General features: G+C 38.0%; 16 protein-coding genes. 11 read left to right on the forward strand and 5 right to left on the reverse strand.

All coding sequences use genetic code 11. The features are described 5' to 3' along the window. Nucleotides 1-119 precede the first annotated feature (119 nt). From GJV03_RS02425 to GJV03_RS02450, 6 genes are all read left to right on the forward strand, one after another. Nucleotides 120-992, forward strand: coding sequence for an ATP-binding protein (locus GJV03_RS02425; protein WP_105713758.1), 873 nt, complete (start codon nucleotides 120-122; stop codon nucleotides 990-992). 467 nt (nucleotides 993-1,459) lie between these two features. Continuing rightward, the gene (dnaE, locus tag GJV03_RS02430) at nucleotides 1,460-5,032 is read left to right on the forward strand and encodes a DNA polymerase III subunit alpha (RefSeq protein ID WP_154129384.1); all 3,573 of its coding nucleotides are present in this window, start codon (nucleotides 1,460-1,462) and stop codon (nucleotides 5,030-5,032) included. A 41-nt stretch (nucleotides 5,033-5,073) separates the two neighbouring features. Continuing rightward, nucleotides 5,074-5,907 carry an RNA methyltransferase gene (locus GJV03_RS02435; RefSeq protein WP_151957215.1) on the forward strand — a complete coding sequence of 278 codons (834 nt, stop codon included), beginning with the start codon at nucleotides 5,074-5,076 and terminating at the stop codon, nucleotides 5,905-5,907. After that, nucleotides 5,907-6,731, forward strand: a complete 825-nt coding sequence (cysE, locus tag GJV03_RS02440) for a serine O-acetyltransferase (protein WP_004719288.1) — start codon at nucleotides 5,907-5,909, stop codon at nucleotides 6,729-6,731. The genes GJV03_RS02435 and cysE overlap by 1 nt, the downstream gene beginning before the upstream one ends. Before the next feature lie 149 nt (nucleotides 6,732-6,880). Next, nucleotides 6,881-7,807, forward strand: coding sequence for an ABUW_2363 family tetratricopeptide repeat lipoprotein (locus GJV03_RS02445; RefSeq protein WP_004719286.1), 927 nt, complete (start codon nucleotides 6,881-6,883; stop codon nucleotides 7,805-7,807). A gap of 103 nt (nucleotides 7,808-7,910) precedes the next feature. Continuing rightward, nucleotides 7,911-9,923: an alpha/beta fold hydrolase gene (locus tag GJV03_RS02450; RefSeq protein ID WP_154129385.1), complete on the forward strand. Its 2,013-nt coding sequence runs from the start codon at nucleotides 7,911-7,913 to the stop codon at nucleotides 9,921-9,923. Nucleotides 9,924-10,031: 108 nt separating this feature from the next. Here GJV03_RS02450 and GJV03_RS02455 read toward each other — a convergent pair whose 3' ends face one another. Continuing rightward, a complete protein-coding gene (locus GJV03_RS02455) occupies nucleotides 10,032-10,451 on the reverse strand; it encodes a GFA family protein (protein WP_004719283.1) in 420 nt (139 codons plus the stop codon). 166 nt (nucleotides 10,452-10,617) lie between these two features. Here GJV03_RS02455 and GJV03_RS02460 point away from each other — a divergent pair, with 166 nt between their 5' ends. Continuing rightward, nucleotides 10,618-10,863 carry a hypothetical protein gene (locus GJV03_RS02460; RefSeq protein ID WP_004719281.1) on the forward strand — a complete coding sequence of 82 codons (246 nt, stop codon included), beginning with the start codon at nucleotides 10,618-10,620 and terminating at the stop codon, nucleotides 10,861-10,863. Between the two features lie 108 nt (nucleotides 10,864-10,971). Further along, entirely contained in the window at nucleotides 10,972-11,409 is a 438-nt protein-coding gene (locus GJV03_RS02465) for a PaaI family thioesterase (protein ID WP_105713762.1), read from the forward strand. A gap of 36 nt (nucleotides 11,410-11,445) precedes the next feature. Here the strand turns inward: GJV03_RS02465 and GJV03_RS02470 are convergent, their stop codons facing one another. Together GJV03_RS02470 and GJV03_RS02475 are read right to left on the reverse strand one after the other, a co-directional pair. Further along, nucleotides 11,446-12,135: a hypothetical protein gene (locus tag GJV03_RS02470; protein WP_154129386.1), complete on the reverse strand. Its 690-nt coding sequence runs from the start codon at nucleotides 12,133-12,135 to the stop codon at nucleotides 11,446-11,448. A 137-nt stretch (nucleotides 12,136-12,272) separates the two neighbouring features. Further along, entirely contained in the window at nucleotides 12,273-12,905 is a 633-nt protein-coding gene (locus GJV03_RS02475; protein WP_154129387.1) for a metal-dependent hydrolase, read from the reverse strand. A 56-nt stretch (nucleotides 12,906-12,961) separates the two neighbouring features. Between GJV03_RS02475 and GJV03_RS02480 the strand changes: the two genes are divergently transcribed. After that, a complete protein-coding gene (locus tag GJV03_RS02480) occupies nucleotides 12,962-13,534 on the forward strand; it encodes a hypothetical protein (RefSeq protein ID WP_154129388.1) in 573 nt (190 codons plus the stop codon). A 41-nt stretch (nucleotides 13,535-13,575) separates the two neighbouring features. Here GJV03_RS02480 and yaaA read toward each other — a convergent pair whose 3' ends face one another. Then, on the reverse strand, nucleotides 13,576-14,355 hold the full coding sequence (gene yaaA, locus GJV03_RS02485; protein WP_034615843.1) for a peroxide stress protein YaaA: 780 nt from the start codon (nucleotides 14,353-14,355) through the stop codon (nucleotides 13,576-13,578). Between the two features lie 124 nt (nucleotides 14,356-14,479). Here yaaA and GJV03_RS02490 point away from each other — a divergent pair, with 124 nt between their 5' ends. Further along, a complete protein-coding gene (locus GJV03_RS02490) occupies nucleotides 14,480-15,112 on the forward strand; it encodes an alpha/beta fold hydrolase (RefSeq protein ID WP_004719268.1) in 633 nt (210 codons plus the stop codon). A 49-nt stretch (nucleotides 15,113-15,161) separates the two neighbouring features. On the opposite strand, the gene rtcR is transcribed toward GJV03_RS02490, so the two are convergent. Next, nucleotides 15,162-16,763, reverse strand: coding sequence for an RNA repair transcriptional activator RtcR (gene rtcR / locus GJV03_RS02495; RefSeq protein ID WP_056511994.1), 1,602 nt, complete (start codon nucleotides 16,761-16,763; stop codon nucleotides 15,162-15,164). Between the two features lie 273 nt (nucleotides 16,764-17,036). On the opposite strand from rtcR, the gene GJV03_RS02500 reads away from it, so the two are divergent. Further along, nucleotides 17,037-18,014 carry a ribonuclease Z gene (locus GJV03_RS02500; RefSeq protein ID WP_154129389.1) on the forward strand — a complete coding sequence of 326 codons (978 nt, stop codon included), beginning with the start codon at nucleotides 17,037-17,039 and terminating at the stop codon, nucleotides 18,012-18,014. Nucleotides 18,015-18,591 lie beyond the last annotated feature (577 nt).

The raw sequence follows: 18,591 nt of genomic DNA on the forward strand, positions 1-18,591 counted from the left end.
TACCATAAGTCATTTAATTCTTGCTTTAGATTCCAATTATCGCCTATTGAGATTAGCTCAATAAAATTACTGTGCTAATATCAACCACACATTGTAATTTCTGAAAATAGCGAACGGATATGGCAACTTTCGACTTACCTGACAATATCATCCAAAAATTATCCACTGTTCTTGATCAGTTACATCAAGTCCTTCCTGAAACAAAAAAGGATACCGACTTTGAAGCAGTGGCTTTTAGGTGGCACGATAAACAACTCAAAGCGATTTATAACCCGAAAGCAATGCATTTGGATGATCTTAAAGGGATTGAACGTCAGAAAGCTAAAATTTTACAAAATACTGAACAATTTCTACACGGCTTACCGGCCAACGATATTTTACTGACTGGCTCACGCGGTACAGGAAAATCATCCATTGTCCGTTCTTTACTTACCCAGTATGCAGAACAAGGCTTACGTTTAATTGAAATTGAACGAGATGATTTGTCAGACTTGCCAGAAATTCAAAAAATTATTAAAGATCGTCCAGAAAAGTTCATCGTTTATTGTGATGACTTGGCATTTAATGCTGAAGATGAAAATTATCGTAGTTTAAAAAGTGTCTTAGATGGCTCGCTACAATCTGGCTCAAGTAATTTTGTGATTTACGCGACCAGTAACCGTCGTCATTTATTACCTGAATTTATGCATGAAAACACGCCTGTAACCAAAGTCGATGTGCCGCAATATAAAGAGTTGCACCCACAAGAAGCCATCGAAGAAAAGATTTCTTTATCAGATCGTTTCGGTATGTGGTTGTCGTTTTATCCGATGGATCAAAATCTTTATTTAGAAATTGTGGAGCACTATTTAACAAAAGCAGACATGCCCTTTGCTGATGATGTACGTGCTGAAGCATTAAGATGGTGTCAAGCTCGTGGTCAACGCTCAGGGCGTGCAGCATATCAATTTTCTAAACATTGGATTGGTTCAGAACGTTTAAAGGCTTTATAAGTCCGACTTTTTTAGATATACAAAGCCCTAACTGAATAATAGTCAGGGCTTTTATTATTTATCAGTTAGATCATATGCGATAAGAATAAGTAAGCTAAGCAAATAGCGATATCAAAACGTCCAATAAGCTCATTCATGCTAAACCCATTTATCACCCGATAAAATCTCACTGTATCTTTGTCTCATTTGATAACAATAGCTTGAATGGATTACCCTGTTTCTTTCAACCCATATCATTCAAATAAAGCTTAAATTATTCGTTTCTATGTAAAAAAGACCATCAACACACAACTCAAGCTGACTGCTGGTTAATCATGCAACTAAAAGCCAAAATTAAAAAATTCAGTATATTTAAATATATTTCAAATACTTAGACACAAAGCAATAATTCATCCAGAACATTTTATTTCAGCACATCACAGTTTAAGCGTGATAAAATAGCCGACAGTTTCATATAGGATAGGTCTATGCAGTTTGTTCATCTTGGTATTCATACCGAATTCTCGATTACAGAATCGATCGTACGTATACCTGATCTGATTAAAGCTGCCGCATCTGATGAAATGCCTGCTTTAGCCATTACAGACCTATCCAATCTGCATGCAGCAGTTAAGTTTTATAACAAATCGCTGGGGAAAGGGATTAAACCTATTTTCGGCAGTGTAATTCGATTAAACGATGCAAACCATAAAGCAACCTTACTGGCAATGACCAATAAAGGCTGGCGTGGTCTGACTGAAATTGTCTCTCGCGGCTTTATTGAAGGGCAACAACTGTCGATTCCATGTGTACAAAAAGAATGGGTGCTTGAACAGTCTCAAGACCTTATTGTACTTTTGGGTCTACATAGTGATGTCGGAGAAATGCTCTGTGCAGCTTATCCTGAAAAAGCCGAACCGCTGTTAGAACAATGGATCGAAAAATTTGGCAATCGTGTTTATTTAGCGCTGACGCGTACAGGTCGCCCATTAGAAGAAAGCTTCAATGAAGAAGCGGTTAAACTCGCTGCAAAATATAATATTGGTGTTGTGGCACATAATGATGTGCATTTTGTTAGACCAGAAGATTATGAAGCACATGAAGCACGCGTTTGTATCGCAGATGGTTATGTTCTAGGCGATAGTAAACGTCCTAAGCATTACAGCCCTGAGCAATATTTTAAAACCTCTGCTGAAATGATTCAGCTATTTGCAGATATTCCAAGTGCGATAGAAAATACCTTACAAATTGCAAAACGTTGTACAGTTTCACTCCGTTTAGGATTCCATGACCTACCAGACTATCCAATTCCGGAAGGTCATACCATCCATTCTTACTTTGAGCATCTCTCTGAAATTGGTTTAGAAGAACGCTTAGACTTCCTTTACCCTATTGAAACGCGTGATGAAGATTGGGCTGAAATTCGTAAGCCTTATGATGAACGTCTGGCCTATGAGCTTGGCATTATCAATAAAATGGATTTCCCTGGTTACTTCCTCATCGTCATGGACTTTATTCAATGGTCTAAAAACAATGGGGTTCCTGTAGGTCCCGGTCGTGGTTCAGGTGCAGGCTCACTCGTCGCTTATAGTTTAAAAATTACTGACTTAGACCCGTTGCGTTATGACCTACTCTTCGAACGTTTCTTAAACCCAGAACGTGTATCCATGCCCGACTTTGATATCGATTTCTGTATCGCTGGGCGCGATAAGGTCATCGATTATGTGGCACGCCATTATGGTCGTGATGCAGTTTCTCAAATTGCAACGTTTGGTACGATGGCTGCTAAAGGTGCGATTCGAGATGTAGCACGGGTTTTAGGTAAATCTTACGGTTTGGCAGATCGTATTTCTAAAATGATTCCGACTAAACCTTTAGGTCTCACCTTAGAAGAATCTATTGAAGCTGAACCACAACTTAAAGATATTGTGACCAATCCATCCAACCCTGATTATGATGATGCTGCTGAAATCTGGGAAATGGCGCTCAAGCTTGAAGGCATTACCCGTAATACAGGTAAACATGCAGGTGGTGTGGTTATCGCACCAACCAAGATCACTGATTATTCAGCAATTCTGTGTGAAGCTGATGGTACAGGACGGGTTGCCCAATTCGATAAAGATGATGTAGAAGCTGCGGGCTTAGTAAAATTCGACTTCTTGGGGCTACGTAACCTTACTGTAATTGAAGATGCGATTCAAAATATTAATAAGCGTATTCAATCTGATAGGCCGTTAAATATTTCAAACATTCCTTTGGATGATCCTAAATCCTATGCAGTATTTGCTGACGCAAATACCACCGCGGTATTCCAGTTTGAATCCGTGGGCATGAAAAAAATGCTTAAAGAAGCACGCCCAAGTAAATTTGAAGAAATTATTGCCTTCGTATCCTTATATCGACCGGGTCCAATGGACCTTATCCCCGACTTTATCCATCGTATGCATGGTGGTGAGTTTGAATACTTACATCCGCTGTTAGAAAGTGTACTCGAACCCACTTATGGGATCATGGTATATCAGGAACAGGTGATGCAAGCCGCACAGTTCTGTGCAGGCTATACACTGGGTGGTGCAGATTTACTTCGTCGTGCGATGGGTAAAAAGAAAGTCGAGGAAATGGTCAAGCAACGTGCCACCTTTATTGAAGGTGCTGCGAAAAAAGATATTGATGAAGGTACAGCCAACCATATCTTTGACTATATGGAAAAATTCGCAGGCTATGGTTTTAACAAATCACATGCCGCCGCTTATGCTTTAGTTGCCTATCAAACGGCTTGGTTAAAAGCACATTACCCTTCTGAATTTATGGCTGCGGTCATGTCTTCGGAAATGCAAAATACAGATAACATTGTATTTTTAATTGATGACTGCCGAATCAACAACTTAGTGGTATTGCCGCCATCGGTAAATATGTCGTTCTACCAATTCTATGCCAGTGATGTAAACACCATTATTTATGGTTTAGGTGCAATTAAAGGTGTCGGCGAACAGGCCATGCAATCCGTGATTGATTCACGTGAGCAAGATGGTCTTTTTAAAGATTTATTTGATTTCTGCCACCGTGTAGATTTGAAAAAAATCAATAAAAGAACATTGGAAGCATTGATTCGCGCTGGTGCACTGGACTGCTTGGGAATTGAACGCTCAAGTTTAATGGCACAACTTCCAGAAGCTGTCCAAGCCGCTGAACAGGCACGTTCAAATCGTGAAACGGGTATTATGGACTTATTTGGTGAAGTTGAAGAGGTTCAACGTAAGCCGGCTAAGCCTGTAAAACCGTGGTCTGATGAAGTGCGTCTAAAAGGCGAAAAAGATACATTGGGTTTATATCTGACAGGTCATCCAATTGATGTCTATCGTGCAGAATTAAAATCCTTTATTCCAAATAAAATTAATGAATTAACCCCTACTCGTCGTGGTGTGACTACTGTTTTCGCAGGTTTAGTGGTCGATATTGCCAATTTCCCGAATCGGATGATGATTACCCTTGATGACGGTACAGCACGTATCGAAGTCTCTGCGAATCATGAACGCTTCCAACGCTTTAAAGACATCATTCAAAATGAAAAAGTGGTGGTGATTGAAGGTGAAATTTATGAACGTGAAGGTTTTGACCGTCCTATGGGGCGTTTGACCAAAGCATTCACCCTCAATGAAATTCGACAAAAGCGTGCTAATAGCATTGCCATAACACTGAATACAGAAGTGATGACGAAAACTTTAGCCTCGGATATTCAAAAGATCTTACTGCCTTTCTGTAATGTCGATATGTGTCAACACATTCCAATGCAGATTCAGTTAGATTATGACTATGCCACGGCTGAGTTACATTTAGGGCAACAATGGAAAGTTGCCCCATTGGATGAGTTACTTTCTAAATTACGTGATTACTTTGGTAAAGAATCTATTCATATTGAATACCAAGTCAAATCTAAAGCGGCAAAAGCCGTGGATCATCGTGGACTTGCCCAACCGACTCAAGTTGCACCACCGCCAGAAAATATGAGTATGGATGATGCAATGGATGACTATATGGCAGATGCAGGCCAATTCTCCTAACCTCCCTATTTGAATTTAAAGCTTAATATTTTGGAATATTCATGGATATTTTCGACAATGCTGTGATTTCACAGCATTTAAGTCATGTACGTATTGTCATGGTCAATACGACACTTCCTGCCAATATCGGAAGTGCTCTACGTGCAATGAAAACAATGGGCTTAACTAAACTTGTGCTCGTTGCGCCTAAAACCTACCCTCACCCAGATATAGATGCGTTGGCAGCTGGTGCGGCAGATCTGATTGAGCACATAGAAATTGTCGACAGCTTAGAAAATGCCATTAAAGATTGTCATATCGTATTTGGAACAAGTGCGCGTAGTCGCACTATTCCGTGGCCTTTGCTTGATGCACGCCCTGCGGCGCAAAAATCAATGCAGGCTGTTATCCAACACCAACAAGAAATCGCTATTGTCTTCGGTCGTGAAGATCGCGGTTTAACCAATGAAGAGCTTGCTCTGGCAAACTTTCACGTCACCGTACCTGTGAATAGTGATTATGGTGTGTTAAATGTCGCTCAAGCAATTCAGGTACTGTGCTATGAAATGCGTATGGCAACATTAGAACTGGCTGATAAGAAACTGGATACTGAAGCGGTGATGCGGGTAACAGATTCAGAAGATATGCATTGGGATGAACCTTTGGTCACACACGAACAAATGGAACAATTTTATCCGCATATTGAAAAAATGTTGGCTGATATCGAATTTTTAGACCCTAAAAACCCGCGTTTACTGCCTTTACGCTTGCGTCGATTATTTGGGCGTATACAATTAGATAAGATGGAATATCATTTATTGAGAGGCATTTTTAGCCGAGTTCAAGCCTTAAATAATGGTACATGGAAAAAGTCAAAAGATGAGGATCAAAACTAATGCTAAAACAGCTTAAAGAAGATATCCAAGCTGTATTTGCGCGAGATCCTGCTGCGCGTAATACATTTGAAGTTTTAACCACATATCCTGGGATACATGCATTAATGATGCATCGTGTTGCCCATGAATTATGGGAAAAAGATTGTAAAACTTCAGCGCGCATTTTGTCTTCTTTTAGTCGTTTTGCAACAGGTATTGAGATTCACCCTGGCGCTAAAATAGGTAAACGCTTTTTTATCGATCATGGCATGGGTGTGGTGATTGGTGAGACAGCAGAAATTGGTGATGATGTCACCTTGTATCATGGGGTGACTTTAGGCGGCACGACATGGAATAAAGGTAAACGTCATCCGACTTTAGCAGATGGTGTTGTAGTAGGTGCTGGTGCAAAAATCCTAGGTCCTTTTGTGGTCGGTAAAAATGCCAAAGTAGGCTCAAATGCTGTTGTAACTAAAGCTGTACCTGATGGCGTCACTGCGGTAGGCAACCCTGCTCGCTTTATTAGCAAAGATAAAGAAATCGTCACTACACCAGAACCAAGTTGTCCAGAAGAAATGAGCAGTGGCATTGAAAACACAGAATTTCAAGCCTATGCAGCCGTACCAGAACAATCCGACCCTATGCTGGACGGCATGCGTGTTCTGTTAGATCGTTTGGAACAAAATGAAAAACGCATCAATAGTTTGTGCCAGCGTTTATCACTTTTAGACCCAACGTTCAATTTACAGCACAATATTGAACAGCCTTTGAGTGATGATGAAATCAAAATTATTGAAGAAGTTAGACGTGAATGTGCAGCACAAAACCACTCATCGAAAGCATAAGGTTGCTTAATACTTCACAAAATGAAGTGTCAATAGACTGTAATGTATAATTTTTAATAATACGAACCAAATCAAGTTGCATGTTCAGACGTCTTTTCATAGACTGATGCGCATGCACGTTTTTTAATATAAATTAATGGAAGAAACACATGACGATTAAGCCTTTGGCATATGCATTGCTCGCAACATCATTACTTACTGCGTGTTCAACAACACCCACCAAGCAACAAAATAAAATAGATGCAAACGAGCCGTTTATTTACACTGAGCCTGAATTGTCTCCTCCGTTCTATGCATTAAACCCTTTCGATTACTCGCAACCGCCTGTTTTTGAATTAGAGTTAAAAAAAGCATCGGCTCAACCTGTAAACAAACTCGAAGTTACTGATCCTGCAAATCCAAGCCAAAAAATCATTTTAGATACCAATAAATTGATTGTACCTACAGTAAATAGCTCACAACGTGCTATGAAATATGCAGTACTTGCTGGAAACAATGAAATTGACATCACTGCAATTGATGATTTCTTACAAATGGTTGAAGGCAAAGCACGTCATTACCCACCACAATTTAGTGATCGTAAAGAACGTAAAGGCTTTGAAGCTAAGTTGAAAGAAGTCTCTACTCAGCTTGACCAATTAGCTGCAGCACCAAATGCTTCTTTTGATATTTTGATTCGTGCATTTAAAGCCAGTGTTTTGGGACGTAACCTTGACCTAGGTTCTTCTTATACCACCAAGTCATTAGAGTATGCTCAACGTATTCTTAAAATCAACAAAGATGATGCTGAAGCAAACTTGTGGTTTGGTTTCTCTTTATCTGAAGGTGGCGGTCAAAAAGAAGCGATCCCATATTTAGATAAAGCCATCAAACAAGGTGTTCAAGAAGCATATTTATCTTCTGCAAACAACTTTATTGGTATGGAGCAAAAGAAAAATGCGATCCAAACCTTGAAAAACTATAAAGTGAAATACCCAGAAGAAGCTGAAGTTGCAGATCGCTTAATTCAAGAAATTGAAAAGCAAGGTCGTTACAACGTTTGGCAGGTTTTGAAAAACCCAGCTCTAGCAAAATAAATTTATAAATTTTTGAAAAAAATAGGCTGAACATTCAGTCTATTTTTTTGTTTATAAATTGAATAAAACTAACGTATGATTCAGACAAAGATTGATCTAGTTAATGATTATGCAATACTCAAAAAACAATATTTTGCTTTTTGCTTTAGCAATGAGCCCATTGATTTTATCTGGATGCCAAGTTGTCAGTGTAAAAAATCAAAAGGTGAATGTAACCATTACCAATGAACGTGACAGCATTTTGACACGTTCAAAAATGAGTGAAGCCAGCTTAAATGTCTTGTCGATGACTGGACGAGAAGCCAAATCTTGTACAGATGAACCCGAAAAATGTGTGGCAGATTTAGCTGAAATCCCACAGATTCAAGATGAACAACTGCTTTCGACCGCAAGTGAAATTTACTTAACCAAAGCAATCAATCTTGGCGACTCATCAGATTGTAAAGTCAGTCTTTTTTCTAAACATCAATCCACTGACAAACAACAAGCCTCGCAGAAAAACTATGAGCAATGTTTAGATCAGCAAATGGTGATGTTAGATAACAGCATCCGCTATAGTTATGCCTATTTATTTAAAACTGAACGCCAACCTCAAGACCGTATTTTTAATAACCGACAAGTTCAGATACGTGACTTTTATAATCAAGCCTTAGCTAAACTGATTTCGACATATGCCGTAAGAAATAAAAACCAAAAAGTAGCAAAACAAATTAAAGTTGGCAAAAGCACTTATCGCATTAACTTTAATGGTTACCCTGCACTGGCTCAGATTGAACTTGAGGATCTTGTTTCAAGCTATAATTTAAACTTTTCAGGTTTACGTTCGATCAACCGTAGAGACGGTTTCGGTGCAGAATTTGTCGCAATTTTACCCAACACGACAGCACCTGAAGAAAACAAATATATTGTGAATCCATTTGATTATAAATACAAAAATGGCATGAATCCCAATATTCATCAACCCCGTTATTTATCGGTTAGTATTGCAGCACAACCTGAAAATGCAAATGAATCACTACAAAACATCTTACACAACCCAAACTTTCAACTGAATGTTTATGATCCTTATAGCATTGAAAATTTAAAAATTGGTGGCAAACAATACCCGCTTGCTGCAAACTTTTCAGCTCCCTATGGTCTATGGCTGGCTCAAAATAACTTAGGTATTGCGGCTTATCTTAGCTTAATCGATCGTGATCAAAGCCTGACCATGCCTCATTTATATATGCTTGAACCGTACAACCCGAATAAAAAAGTGATTGTTTTGGTACACGGTTTAGCCAGTAGCCCTGAAGCTTGGATTCGTTTAACCAATGATATTATGGGCGACAATGTATTGCGTGAGCACTATCAAGTTTGGCAGGTTTTTTATTCAACCAATATGCCAATATTAGAAAGCCGTTTTCAGATCAATGCTATCATTAATCAAGGTTTTGCTTCAATTAATCAAAATTCTGCTTCTGCTAAAGATGCCGTATTGATTGGGCATAGTATGGGCGGGATTATTGCGCGCTTATTAGTCAGTGATGCCAATCTGACACAACCCGCGTTAAAGATGTTGAACAATCGTAAATTTGATAAATTTAAAGATGATCCAATGTTCAAATCTCGCTTGACTATTCAATCTGTGCCTAATTTTGATCGTGCTATTTTTATTTCAGCACCACATCGTGGTACTGCATTTGCTGATCGCTGGTTCACTTTGGCTGCTCGTCGAATTATTAAGCTGCCAGGCGCCTTCTTGGGAGCTTTAGCTGACTCTATAGATGATCGTGATTTAAATGCAAAAAACTTTTTAAAAGATGTTGGGCATGGACTGATTCAAAATGGTCCAAGTGACTTAAGCCATAGCTCAAACTTCACCAAATTGACTGAAAACGTTATGCCAAAGAAAGACATGATCTATCATTCAATTATGGGGAATATCACCAATAGCACAGATCCTAACGTGATGACGGATGGAATCGTTCCATATACCAGCTCACATTTAGACGGCGCAGTATCTGAGAAAATTATCAAAGGTGGCCATTCAATCCAAGAGACACCTGAAGCCGTATTGGAACTTAGACGGATTTTAAGATTACATTTGACTGAGCTTGGGCTTTATAAACCTTAAACTCAGCGTCCAAGCACATAAAAATGCCAGTCAATCTTAAATTGGCTGGCATAGGATTATTGGTTTTATAAAAATCTAAGGTCTTATCCGAATCAGTGAATAACTTATTTATAAATCAGTGGTTCCTGCAAAAAGCGCGATTACATCTGCTTCGGTTAGTTTTTTTGTCTCATTGTTAAAAGCATAAAACTCAGGCTTATTGTCTATAAAAATTTCCATATCGAATTTTATATCTTGAGGCTGTTGATCCAATGCAAATGCATTGATATTGCAATAACTCTGGTCTTTAGTCCGCCAAAATAAATTTGTGCCACAGCAGTTACAAAAGCCTCGCTCGCCCCAATCAGAAGAATTATAAATACTTAAGTGCTCATCTTGAGTAAACTGTAAACTGCCCTGTTCGACATCAATCGTCATAATTACACCGCTCGTTTGTCTCCGGCAAATTGAACAATGACACGCATGAACATCATGATTTTTTAATTCAACCGTAAAAGTTGTTGCCCCACAAACACATTGCCCTTTCATAATGATTTCCTTGTTTTATAAATTTTCCATAAAGATACTACAATGATGTAGTGAAATTATAGTGAAACAGATATTTTTTATCATACCCATGTTTTTTAATTGAAAAGCGAAATGATTCACTCTAAATTAGTCAATACAACAATTTAAATATAATATTTGGAAAAGTATGCGTTATAAAATTATAGATGTTTATCAGCTCCAAAATATTCAACGGTATATTGCAAAGTGTCTAAAGACACAATCACCTCAATTCATTGTGATTGAAAGTGATCAAACCTTATGTAAAGAGCTCGATATTATTGATGTCGACTTACAAGCATCGATTGCCACGTGGGCAACGGGTGAAAGAATTGATTTAAAAATCATTCATCAATCCAACCATATTGAAAAATTCTACGATTTTGAACATTAAAAAGATCAACTCAATCGTTCAAATTCAATAAAAAGTTTGACAGTAAATCCTCCAACATCATATTTTACTTTAAGTTCTCTTTTAGAACCCTATATAAAGGATAAATATATGAAACACCCAAAAGAAATGACAGGGCTTGAATTTCTACAAGCAATGGTTGCTGGACAAATTCCTAGAGCATCGATTAGTGAAACCATCCCGATGGATTTACATGAAATTTCGCATGGTCATGCAAGTTTTAAAGTCAAAGCGGACCAACGTCATTTAAATCCTTTAGGCGGCGTACATGGCGGTTTTGCAGCAACAGTTTTAGACTCAGCAACAGGTTGTGCAGTACATACCACCCTAGAAGCAGGCGTAGGTTATGGCACCATCGATTTAAATGTAAAAATGTGCCGCCCTGTACCTCAAAATAAGCAATTATTTGCTATTGGACAGTTGATTAATTTAAGTAAAAGTCTTGCCATTTCTGAAGGGAAATTGGTCGATGAAGATGGCAAATTATATGCACATGCAACAGCGACCTGTATGATTATTCGTGCATAATTGACTGCTTAGAGTGCTATTTATATTGAATAGCACTTATTCAGCATTAGCCTTCGGTTCATCAACATACATCTTACCCATCTTCAGCTGTTTTAGGCTCTCATCCCATTCCAAATTACGCTTACAATTGATTGCTTCTGCACGGCTAATTTCTGCCATGTTTTGCCCACAATATCCCCCACCAACTTCGACTTGAACGATAGCTTTGGCTTGATTATTGATAATCTGATAAGCAAATACTGCACTGTTAAAAATTTCTTGTATGGTTTTATGATCTTTAGATTGGTAGATCACCAGCTGATCTCCCCCATGCCCTCTAAATACACCATCTTCAACACACCGAATCGAGTCAGGTTCATAAATATATTCTGGCTGATCATCCCCAATTAAATCCACAACCGTAACAACATCTTTCATATCAACCGCTACAGCTTGCTTACAATGTTTCTGCGCATCTTTTACCTGCTGTATAAGCTCATCAGGATAATTTAATCCTTTAGATTTATGCTCTATTTTTGCTTCAGTAACAGTCGTAGGAATTTCGACTTCAACTTCACTGCTTGCCTTTCCTGTATCAGCTTTTGCACGATCAACTTTGTCATTATTATCTGCTGCAATCTCTGCTTTTTTCGTAGACTCCGCTGGAGCTGCATTCTGAGAATTTTGTTGAGAACAAGCGCTTAAGAAAACAAGCACTGATAAACTCAAAATATTGACAATGTTCAAAATATTTTCCTAAATATAAACTAAGGTTTCTTAATAAAATAAATACTTAAAGTTATGAAATTTAAATATAAAAATGAAATCAGCAAATTTATAAAAGACCGAATAATAACGATTTCTATGCTGATCTAGATTCACCTTTAAAGTTTTGACAAATTTACTTTCGCATTTTGCTCAAAATTTTTTCTAAAATATTCAGTCTGATACAAAGGTTGCATGTGAAAAAAATGCTGTAAAACTTCTGCTCTTTTGACTTTATAGATTTCTGCATCAACCCACGCGTATTCTTGTTGAATTTGCTGTTCATATTCTGCAAAACGTTCAGCAGAGCTAGCCAAAATTGCTAAATCGATATCAAGTAAATAATTTAAATCATGCTGTTTAGACGGTTGATGCTCTTGTGTTGCAATGATCCATTGAGAAACTTTGTCTAAGACCGATTGCGTTAAAATATCCGCACAATGCTCACGCATTAATTGAGCACTTTGTTGTTCATTATCTTTTGCTTGTGGATTATAAACGGCATCATGAAACCAAATTGCCAACTCAACAGCAACAGGATCATTCAATTGCGCTTTTACTTGGTGAAATAACTCAAGGCATTCGACAATATGTTGAACCGTATGATAATGACGTTGTGGCTCGGTATAAGCAGCAACAAGCAACTGCTGTAAAAAAATACACTGCTCTGTTTCGATTTCTATCTGATTCGCAAATTCAGCCCAATATTGATTGAATGGTTTGAGGTAATTTTCTGTTTTAGCTATGATCATATTTATAGAACATCTAAGACTTTATATATTAATACAACATTTTTGGCTGTTATCCCATGATCAATAAATCAAAATTTTTAGCCCCTTCTCATTTAGACAAATTTGCTTGTTATAAACACACTGCCTATTTTCAAGATCTCATTGATATTGAATGGCGAGGTCAAATACAGTCCTCCACACAAAATAAAAGATTTAAAATCAAATATTATGGAGAGATTTTTGAAGAATATCAGCTCATTTGTGGGACAGACTTTGCACCAGAACTCATCTACGCGGTAGATGTAGAAAGCAATGAAGAAATTTTACTTTTTGATGGTACGCAACATGGCTATGATCCCATGTTCTGTGATGAGTTTACACATGAACAAATCACCGAAAGACCGTTAATCCATTTTTATAAAGATCAGGACAATCAGGATCAATTCGAGATCATTTTTAGTGTCTATCACAATATAGATTATGATGAAGAACTAGATGATTTTCTCAATCAAGACGGTGAAATTGAGCTAATTTCAGGGGAAATAATTTCTGCTGAGAGATTAAAGCTAGATGGGTTTGATTTTGTTCAAATCAAAGCGGTAAATTCGCTTGGTCATGAATTCATTATTTTTGAAAAAGAGCTGGCTTAAGCAAGCCAACTCTCTTTCAATACATTAAACGCTTGAAATACTTAAGCAACTTGCTCATCACGCTTAAATACCAGTTCACCTTTCAATGAACTCTCGGCATCAAAATAATAACCATCGGTATTAAAGGATTTAAGATCATCCATTTTTTCCAATTGATTTTGAATGATGTATCGAGCCATTAAGCCACGCGCTTTTTTAGCATAGAAGCTAATCACTTTATATTTACCATTCTTCTGATCTAAGAATACTGGTTTAATAATATCAGCCTGAATTTTTGCTTCCTTGACCGATTTATAGTATTCATCAGAAGCAATATTGACCAATAACGTTGAGCCGCTTTGTTGTAAATCCTGATTGATCAAATCGGTAATTCGATCCCCCCAAAATTCATAAAGATTATGACCACGGGTATTGGCAAGTTTTATTCCCATTTCCAATCGATACGGCATCATTAAATCAAGAGGACGTAATAAGCCATATAGACCAGATAAGCTGCGTAAATGATCTTGCGCAAAATTGAGATCGTCTTGCGACAAACTATAAGCATCCAGACCTGTATAAACATCGCCTTTAAATGCAAAAATTGCTTGTCGCGCGTTGGCAAAACTAAAGTCAGCATTCCAGTCACGAAAACGCTCCGCATTGAGATTGGCAATTTTTTCACTGACACTCATCAAACTGGCAATATCTGAAGCGGAGAGTTTACGACTTAGGTCTATAAGCTGTTGAGATTGATCCAGCAGTCTTGGTAGAGTGTGCGTATCGGTCGGGAGTGCTGACTGGTAATCGAGCGTCTTAGCAGGGGAAATTAAGGCGAGCATGGTCTTCCTGATCAAAAAATAACTAATCAAACTATAACAGTCGGGATATTTTAATTCCAATTCATGTTTTCTGTGAACAGAATCGGTAAACTATCGCACTTCCCTGCTTATGATCGTTTAAATTATGTCCGAACAACTGTTCATTCAAGGTTCGGTTGGCAAAATTGAAGTTTTTGTTGACTATCCTGTGGGCGAAGTAAAAGGTTTTGCTGTCGTTTGTCATCCTCACCCACTGCAAGGTGGTACACCTCAACATAAAGTTCCTGCTTTACTTGCACAAATCCTCTCTGAACAGGGTTGTGTGGTCTATCGCCCAAGTTTTCGTGGTTCTGGACAAAGCGATGGAATCCATGATGAAGGCTTTGCTGAAACTGAAGATATTCTAGAGGTCATTAGACACGTTAGACAATTACACAAAAGTCTACCTTTCTATGTTGGCGGTTTTAGTTTTGGTGCACATGTAATGGCAAAAGCATATCATGCGCTCCCTGATGAAATTAAACCGCAACAAGTGATCTTATGTGGTTTACCAACATCCACTGTAGATGGTCTACGTCATTATGTTACCCCAGCAATTAAAGGCGATATCCTGTTTGTACACGGTGAAGCAGATCCGACGACTAAACTCTCTGATTTGCTTGAATGGGCGAAACCACAACGTCATTTGATCACCGTATTGCCAGGTGCAAACCATTTCTTTACAGGTTATTTAAAGCAGTTAAGAATCGCAATTTCGCGTTTTCTTCTTGTGCCATAAATCTGAATTTAAAAAATTTAGGATAAATAAGGTGAGTGATTCACTTTATTTATCCGTTCACATCATCCCAACTCAAACCAAATTTCGCCAAATACTTTTTCACGCGATCGCTGTCGTTGGTGGTTTGTCTTTGCTCGCGAGATACAGAAAATAAACGCCGTCCAGCATCGGCCATGGATTTCGATTTTTGGCAAACATCAATCACCCCCTGCAATTGAATACGATCAAATTCATCAATCTGCGCCACTTGTTCAGCACTTAAAATTTTCATCAGTGACGATTGGGTTAAAGCCTCTTTATTTTCAGCAATATTCCAAATTTGTTGTAGTCGGCCAATCTCAGCATTTACTTCATGTAAACCAATACGCTCACCATTGGCTAAAGTCGCCATACGTGTCACGCTTGCAGTTAAATCACGAAAATTCCCTTGCCAACTGGCGTCTAAAGATTGCGCAAATTTTAAATATTTTTCTAAGGCATCGGTATGAAAACGTAACTGCCGTTGATGCGCAACAGCAAAACGCTGTAACTCAAAGGTGATGTTCGGTTCAATATCTTCCACACGATCTTTTAAGCTCGGTAAAAAGAAGGTCCATGTATTTAAGCGAGCCCATAGATCTTCACGGAACCGCCCTGCACGGACTTCCTCACGTAAATCTCGATTGGTTCCAGCAATCAACTGAAAGTCAGCCTGAACCTCTTTATCACTTCCTACAGGAAAGAATGACTTATCCTCCAAGGCCTTGAGCAACATGGCTTGCTCATCCAACCCTAGCTCGCCGATTTCATCGAGAAATAAAATGCCATTATCCGCACTTTTTAAATAACCAGTACGTGCTGCAATAGCACCTGTAAATGCACCTTTACTATGACCAAATAATGTCGACATCGCACTATCACCAACCAGCGTTGCGCAGTTCACATCAATAAAGCGCCCAGAAAGATGAAATTTTTCCTTTTTCAATTGATAAATTTGCTTAGCTAAATGCGACTTACCGACCCCTGTTGCACCCATAATCAAAATTGGCGCACTTGAGCGTGTTGCAACCAGTTCTACTTCTTGAATCATTTGATTAAAGTTTTGGTTCTTCGTGGCAATATTGGCTTTTAACTGCTGCCAATTTTCAGATTGTTCATGTTCAAACCGCTGGGTTAATGCTGCATATCGAGATAAATCTAAATCTATAATACGATATTCACCCTCAGGTTGTTGTTTACCTGTAGGTGCACTTTGAATGAGTTTGGCTGGTAAATAATGCGCATCAATTAATAAATACCAACATATTTGCGCAACATGCGTACCTGTGGTGATATGTAATAGATAATGATTGTTCTCAGTATCAAAAGAATATGATTTTACAAAGTCATATAATGCACCATACATATCCGAAAAATCCCAGGGATCACGGATATTCATCTTATGGCCAGTAATTTGGGTTTGCGGTGAAATTTCTAAAGCATCTTGTCGCAAATGATCAATTAAGCTGACATTTCGGCGATCATGTAATAAAACCAGCTCATCAACCACTAAATCTTCATGCATCAACAAACTCATGGTGGGACGCCAGCGTTGCCAGCGATCAAGTTTTTTCCCTTGATCTAAAGTTGAACCCACAAAACCAATCACGACTGTTTTTTTAAATTTTTGCATATTTCTATAAATCTATAAAATTTTATATATCTTGCTTAAAGCATAGTTTTATTTTGTCAAAAATCAAATACTGTTTATACCGTCATTTTTTAATATTTTAAAAATCTCAGTTTCTCTTTTGAATATAATGCGACTATACTATTGATGTACAAAGCTTTTACTCACTTCTCCCATCACCGTCTGATTCGACACTTTTTTGATGGAATCCACCCTGCTTTGTTGTAAAAACAATCATAGAAAACATTTTAAATATTCAATAGGTTTTAATTCCTCATGTTACAGTTTACATTCTTAGGGACATCCTCTGGTGTGCCCACATTAACACGCAATGTGTCAGGTTTAGCGATTCATTATTGCAAAAGCAAAGACTGGATATTGGTTGATGCAGGCGAAGGTACACAGCATCGTATTCAACAAGCAAAACTCTCTTTACAACATTTAAAAGCCATTTGCATTACGCATGTACACGGCGATCATTGTTATGGCTTGATGGGTTTACTGGCAAGTGCTGGTATGAATGCACGCAAAGATCCGATCACGCTGATTGCACCCAAAGAAATTCAGCAATGGTTTGAAGTAACCTGTCAATTCACTGAACTTTTCCTGCCTTATCCAATACATTTTATCGATGTAAATACTTTGACGAATCCCTTTCAATTGGATGAGCATATTTCCATTGACGTTCATCACTTACACCACCGTGTGACAAGTTATGCTTATGGTTTTAAAGCGACACAAACTCAGCGCAAACTCAATGTTGAGGTTTTAAATCAACTCAAAATTCCAAAAGGTAAACTATGGGGTGATCTACAACAAGGTCAAAATATTGAGTGGAATGGGCAGTCCGTCTTAAGTCAAGATGTTCTCATTCAAAACACTCAAAGTGTTTATGCCATTGTCGGTGGAGATAACGATCAGCCAGAATTACTATCGAACGCTTGTCAGGATGCAGCACTGCTGATTCATGAAACAACCTATACTCAATCGATATTAGACAAAGTAGGCGCAGGCCCAATGCACAGTTCTGCGAAAATGGTCGCTGAGTTTGCAGAATCGATTCAACTACCTAATTTAATTGCAACGCATCTCAGTGCCCGTTACCACGATGCACAAGGTGTGCAAAGCATTGGTAATGAAATTGCCCAGTACTATCATGGCAATTTTTACATTGCTGATGATTTTGATCAGTATGAACTAAATATGCACGGCGAATTAACACAGTTTCGCACTGGGAAACCCTGGGAAAAGTAATTTTCCCAACTTCAATTTAACGCTATGCAATATTATTGAATCATAGATGGTCGTTCTATCGTGTGGAGATATGGATATCGCCCATTGTGTAGGAATGCTGGGTACAGGATCTATCCCTCGCCCAACATGAGCAAAACAAAGCTCAGCTTTGTTTGCAGCGCAAGGTTTGGCCTCATCTTCAAAAGGTGTGGCAGTGTAAGCTTTTTATATTCAAATAGTTTATTCCGCCATGCAATTAATTTAATTAAAAATATGAATTAAAAAAAACATCTTTTTGTGTCTGAGTTTTTTAATAGGTTGACTGTACCCCAACTAACTTTGCTTTTAGCTGGATTTAGTGTCCTTTTTTATTTGCACACCATTAGGCTCATTGATTTTTTATTTTAAAAATAGAAATAAAGATAAAAATCTATAAATAAAGATATTTTATTTCATACCTTTTAAATTTAAAAACACATAACCACTGAGCTTTTAAAATTTTTAAACTCATAAAATCAGCCACTTAAAAATAAAATTTCATTCCAAAACAAAACTTGGCACACTCTCTGCAATATCTATCTCAAGAAATTAAAAAATC

The organism is Acinetobacter sp. RIT698, from assembly GCF_009668065.1.
Lineage (GTDB): Bacteria > Pseudomonadota > Gammaproteobacteria > Pseudomonadales > Moraxellaceae > Acinetobacter > Acinetobacter guillouiae.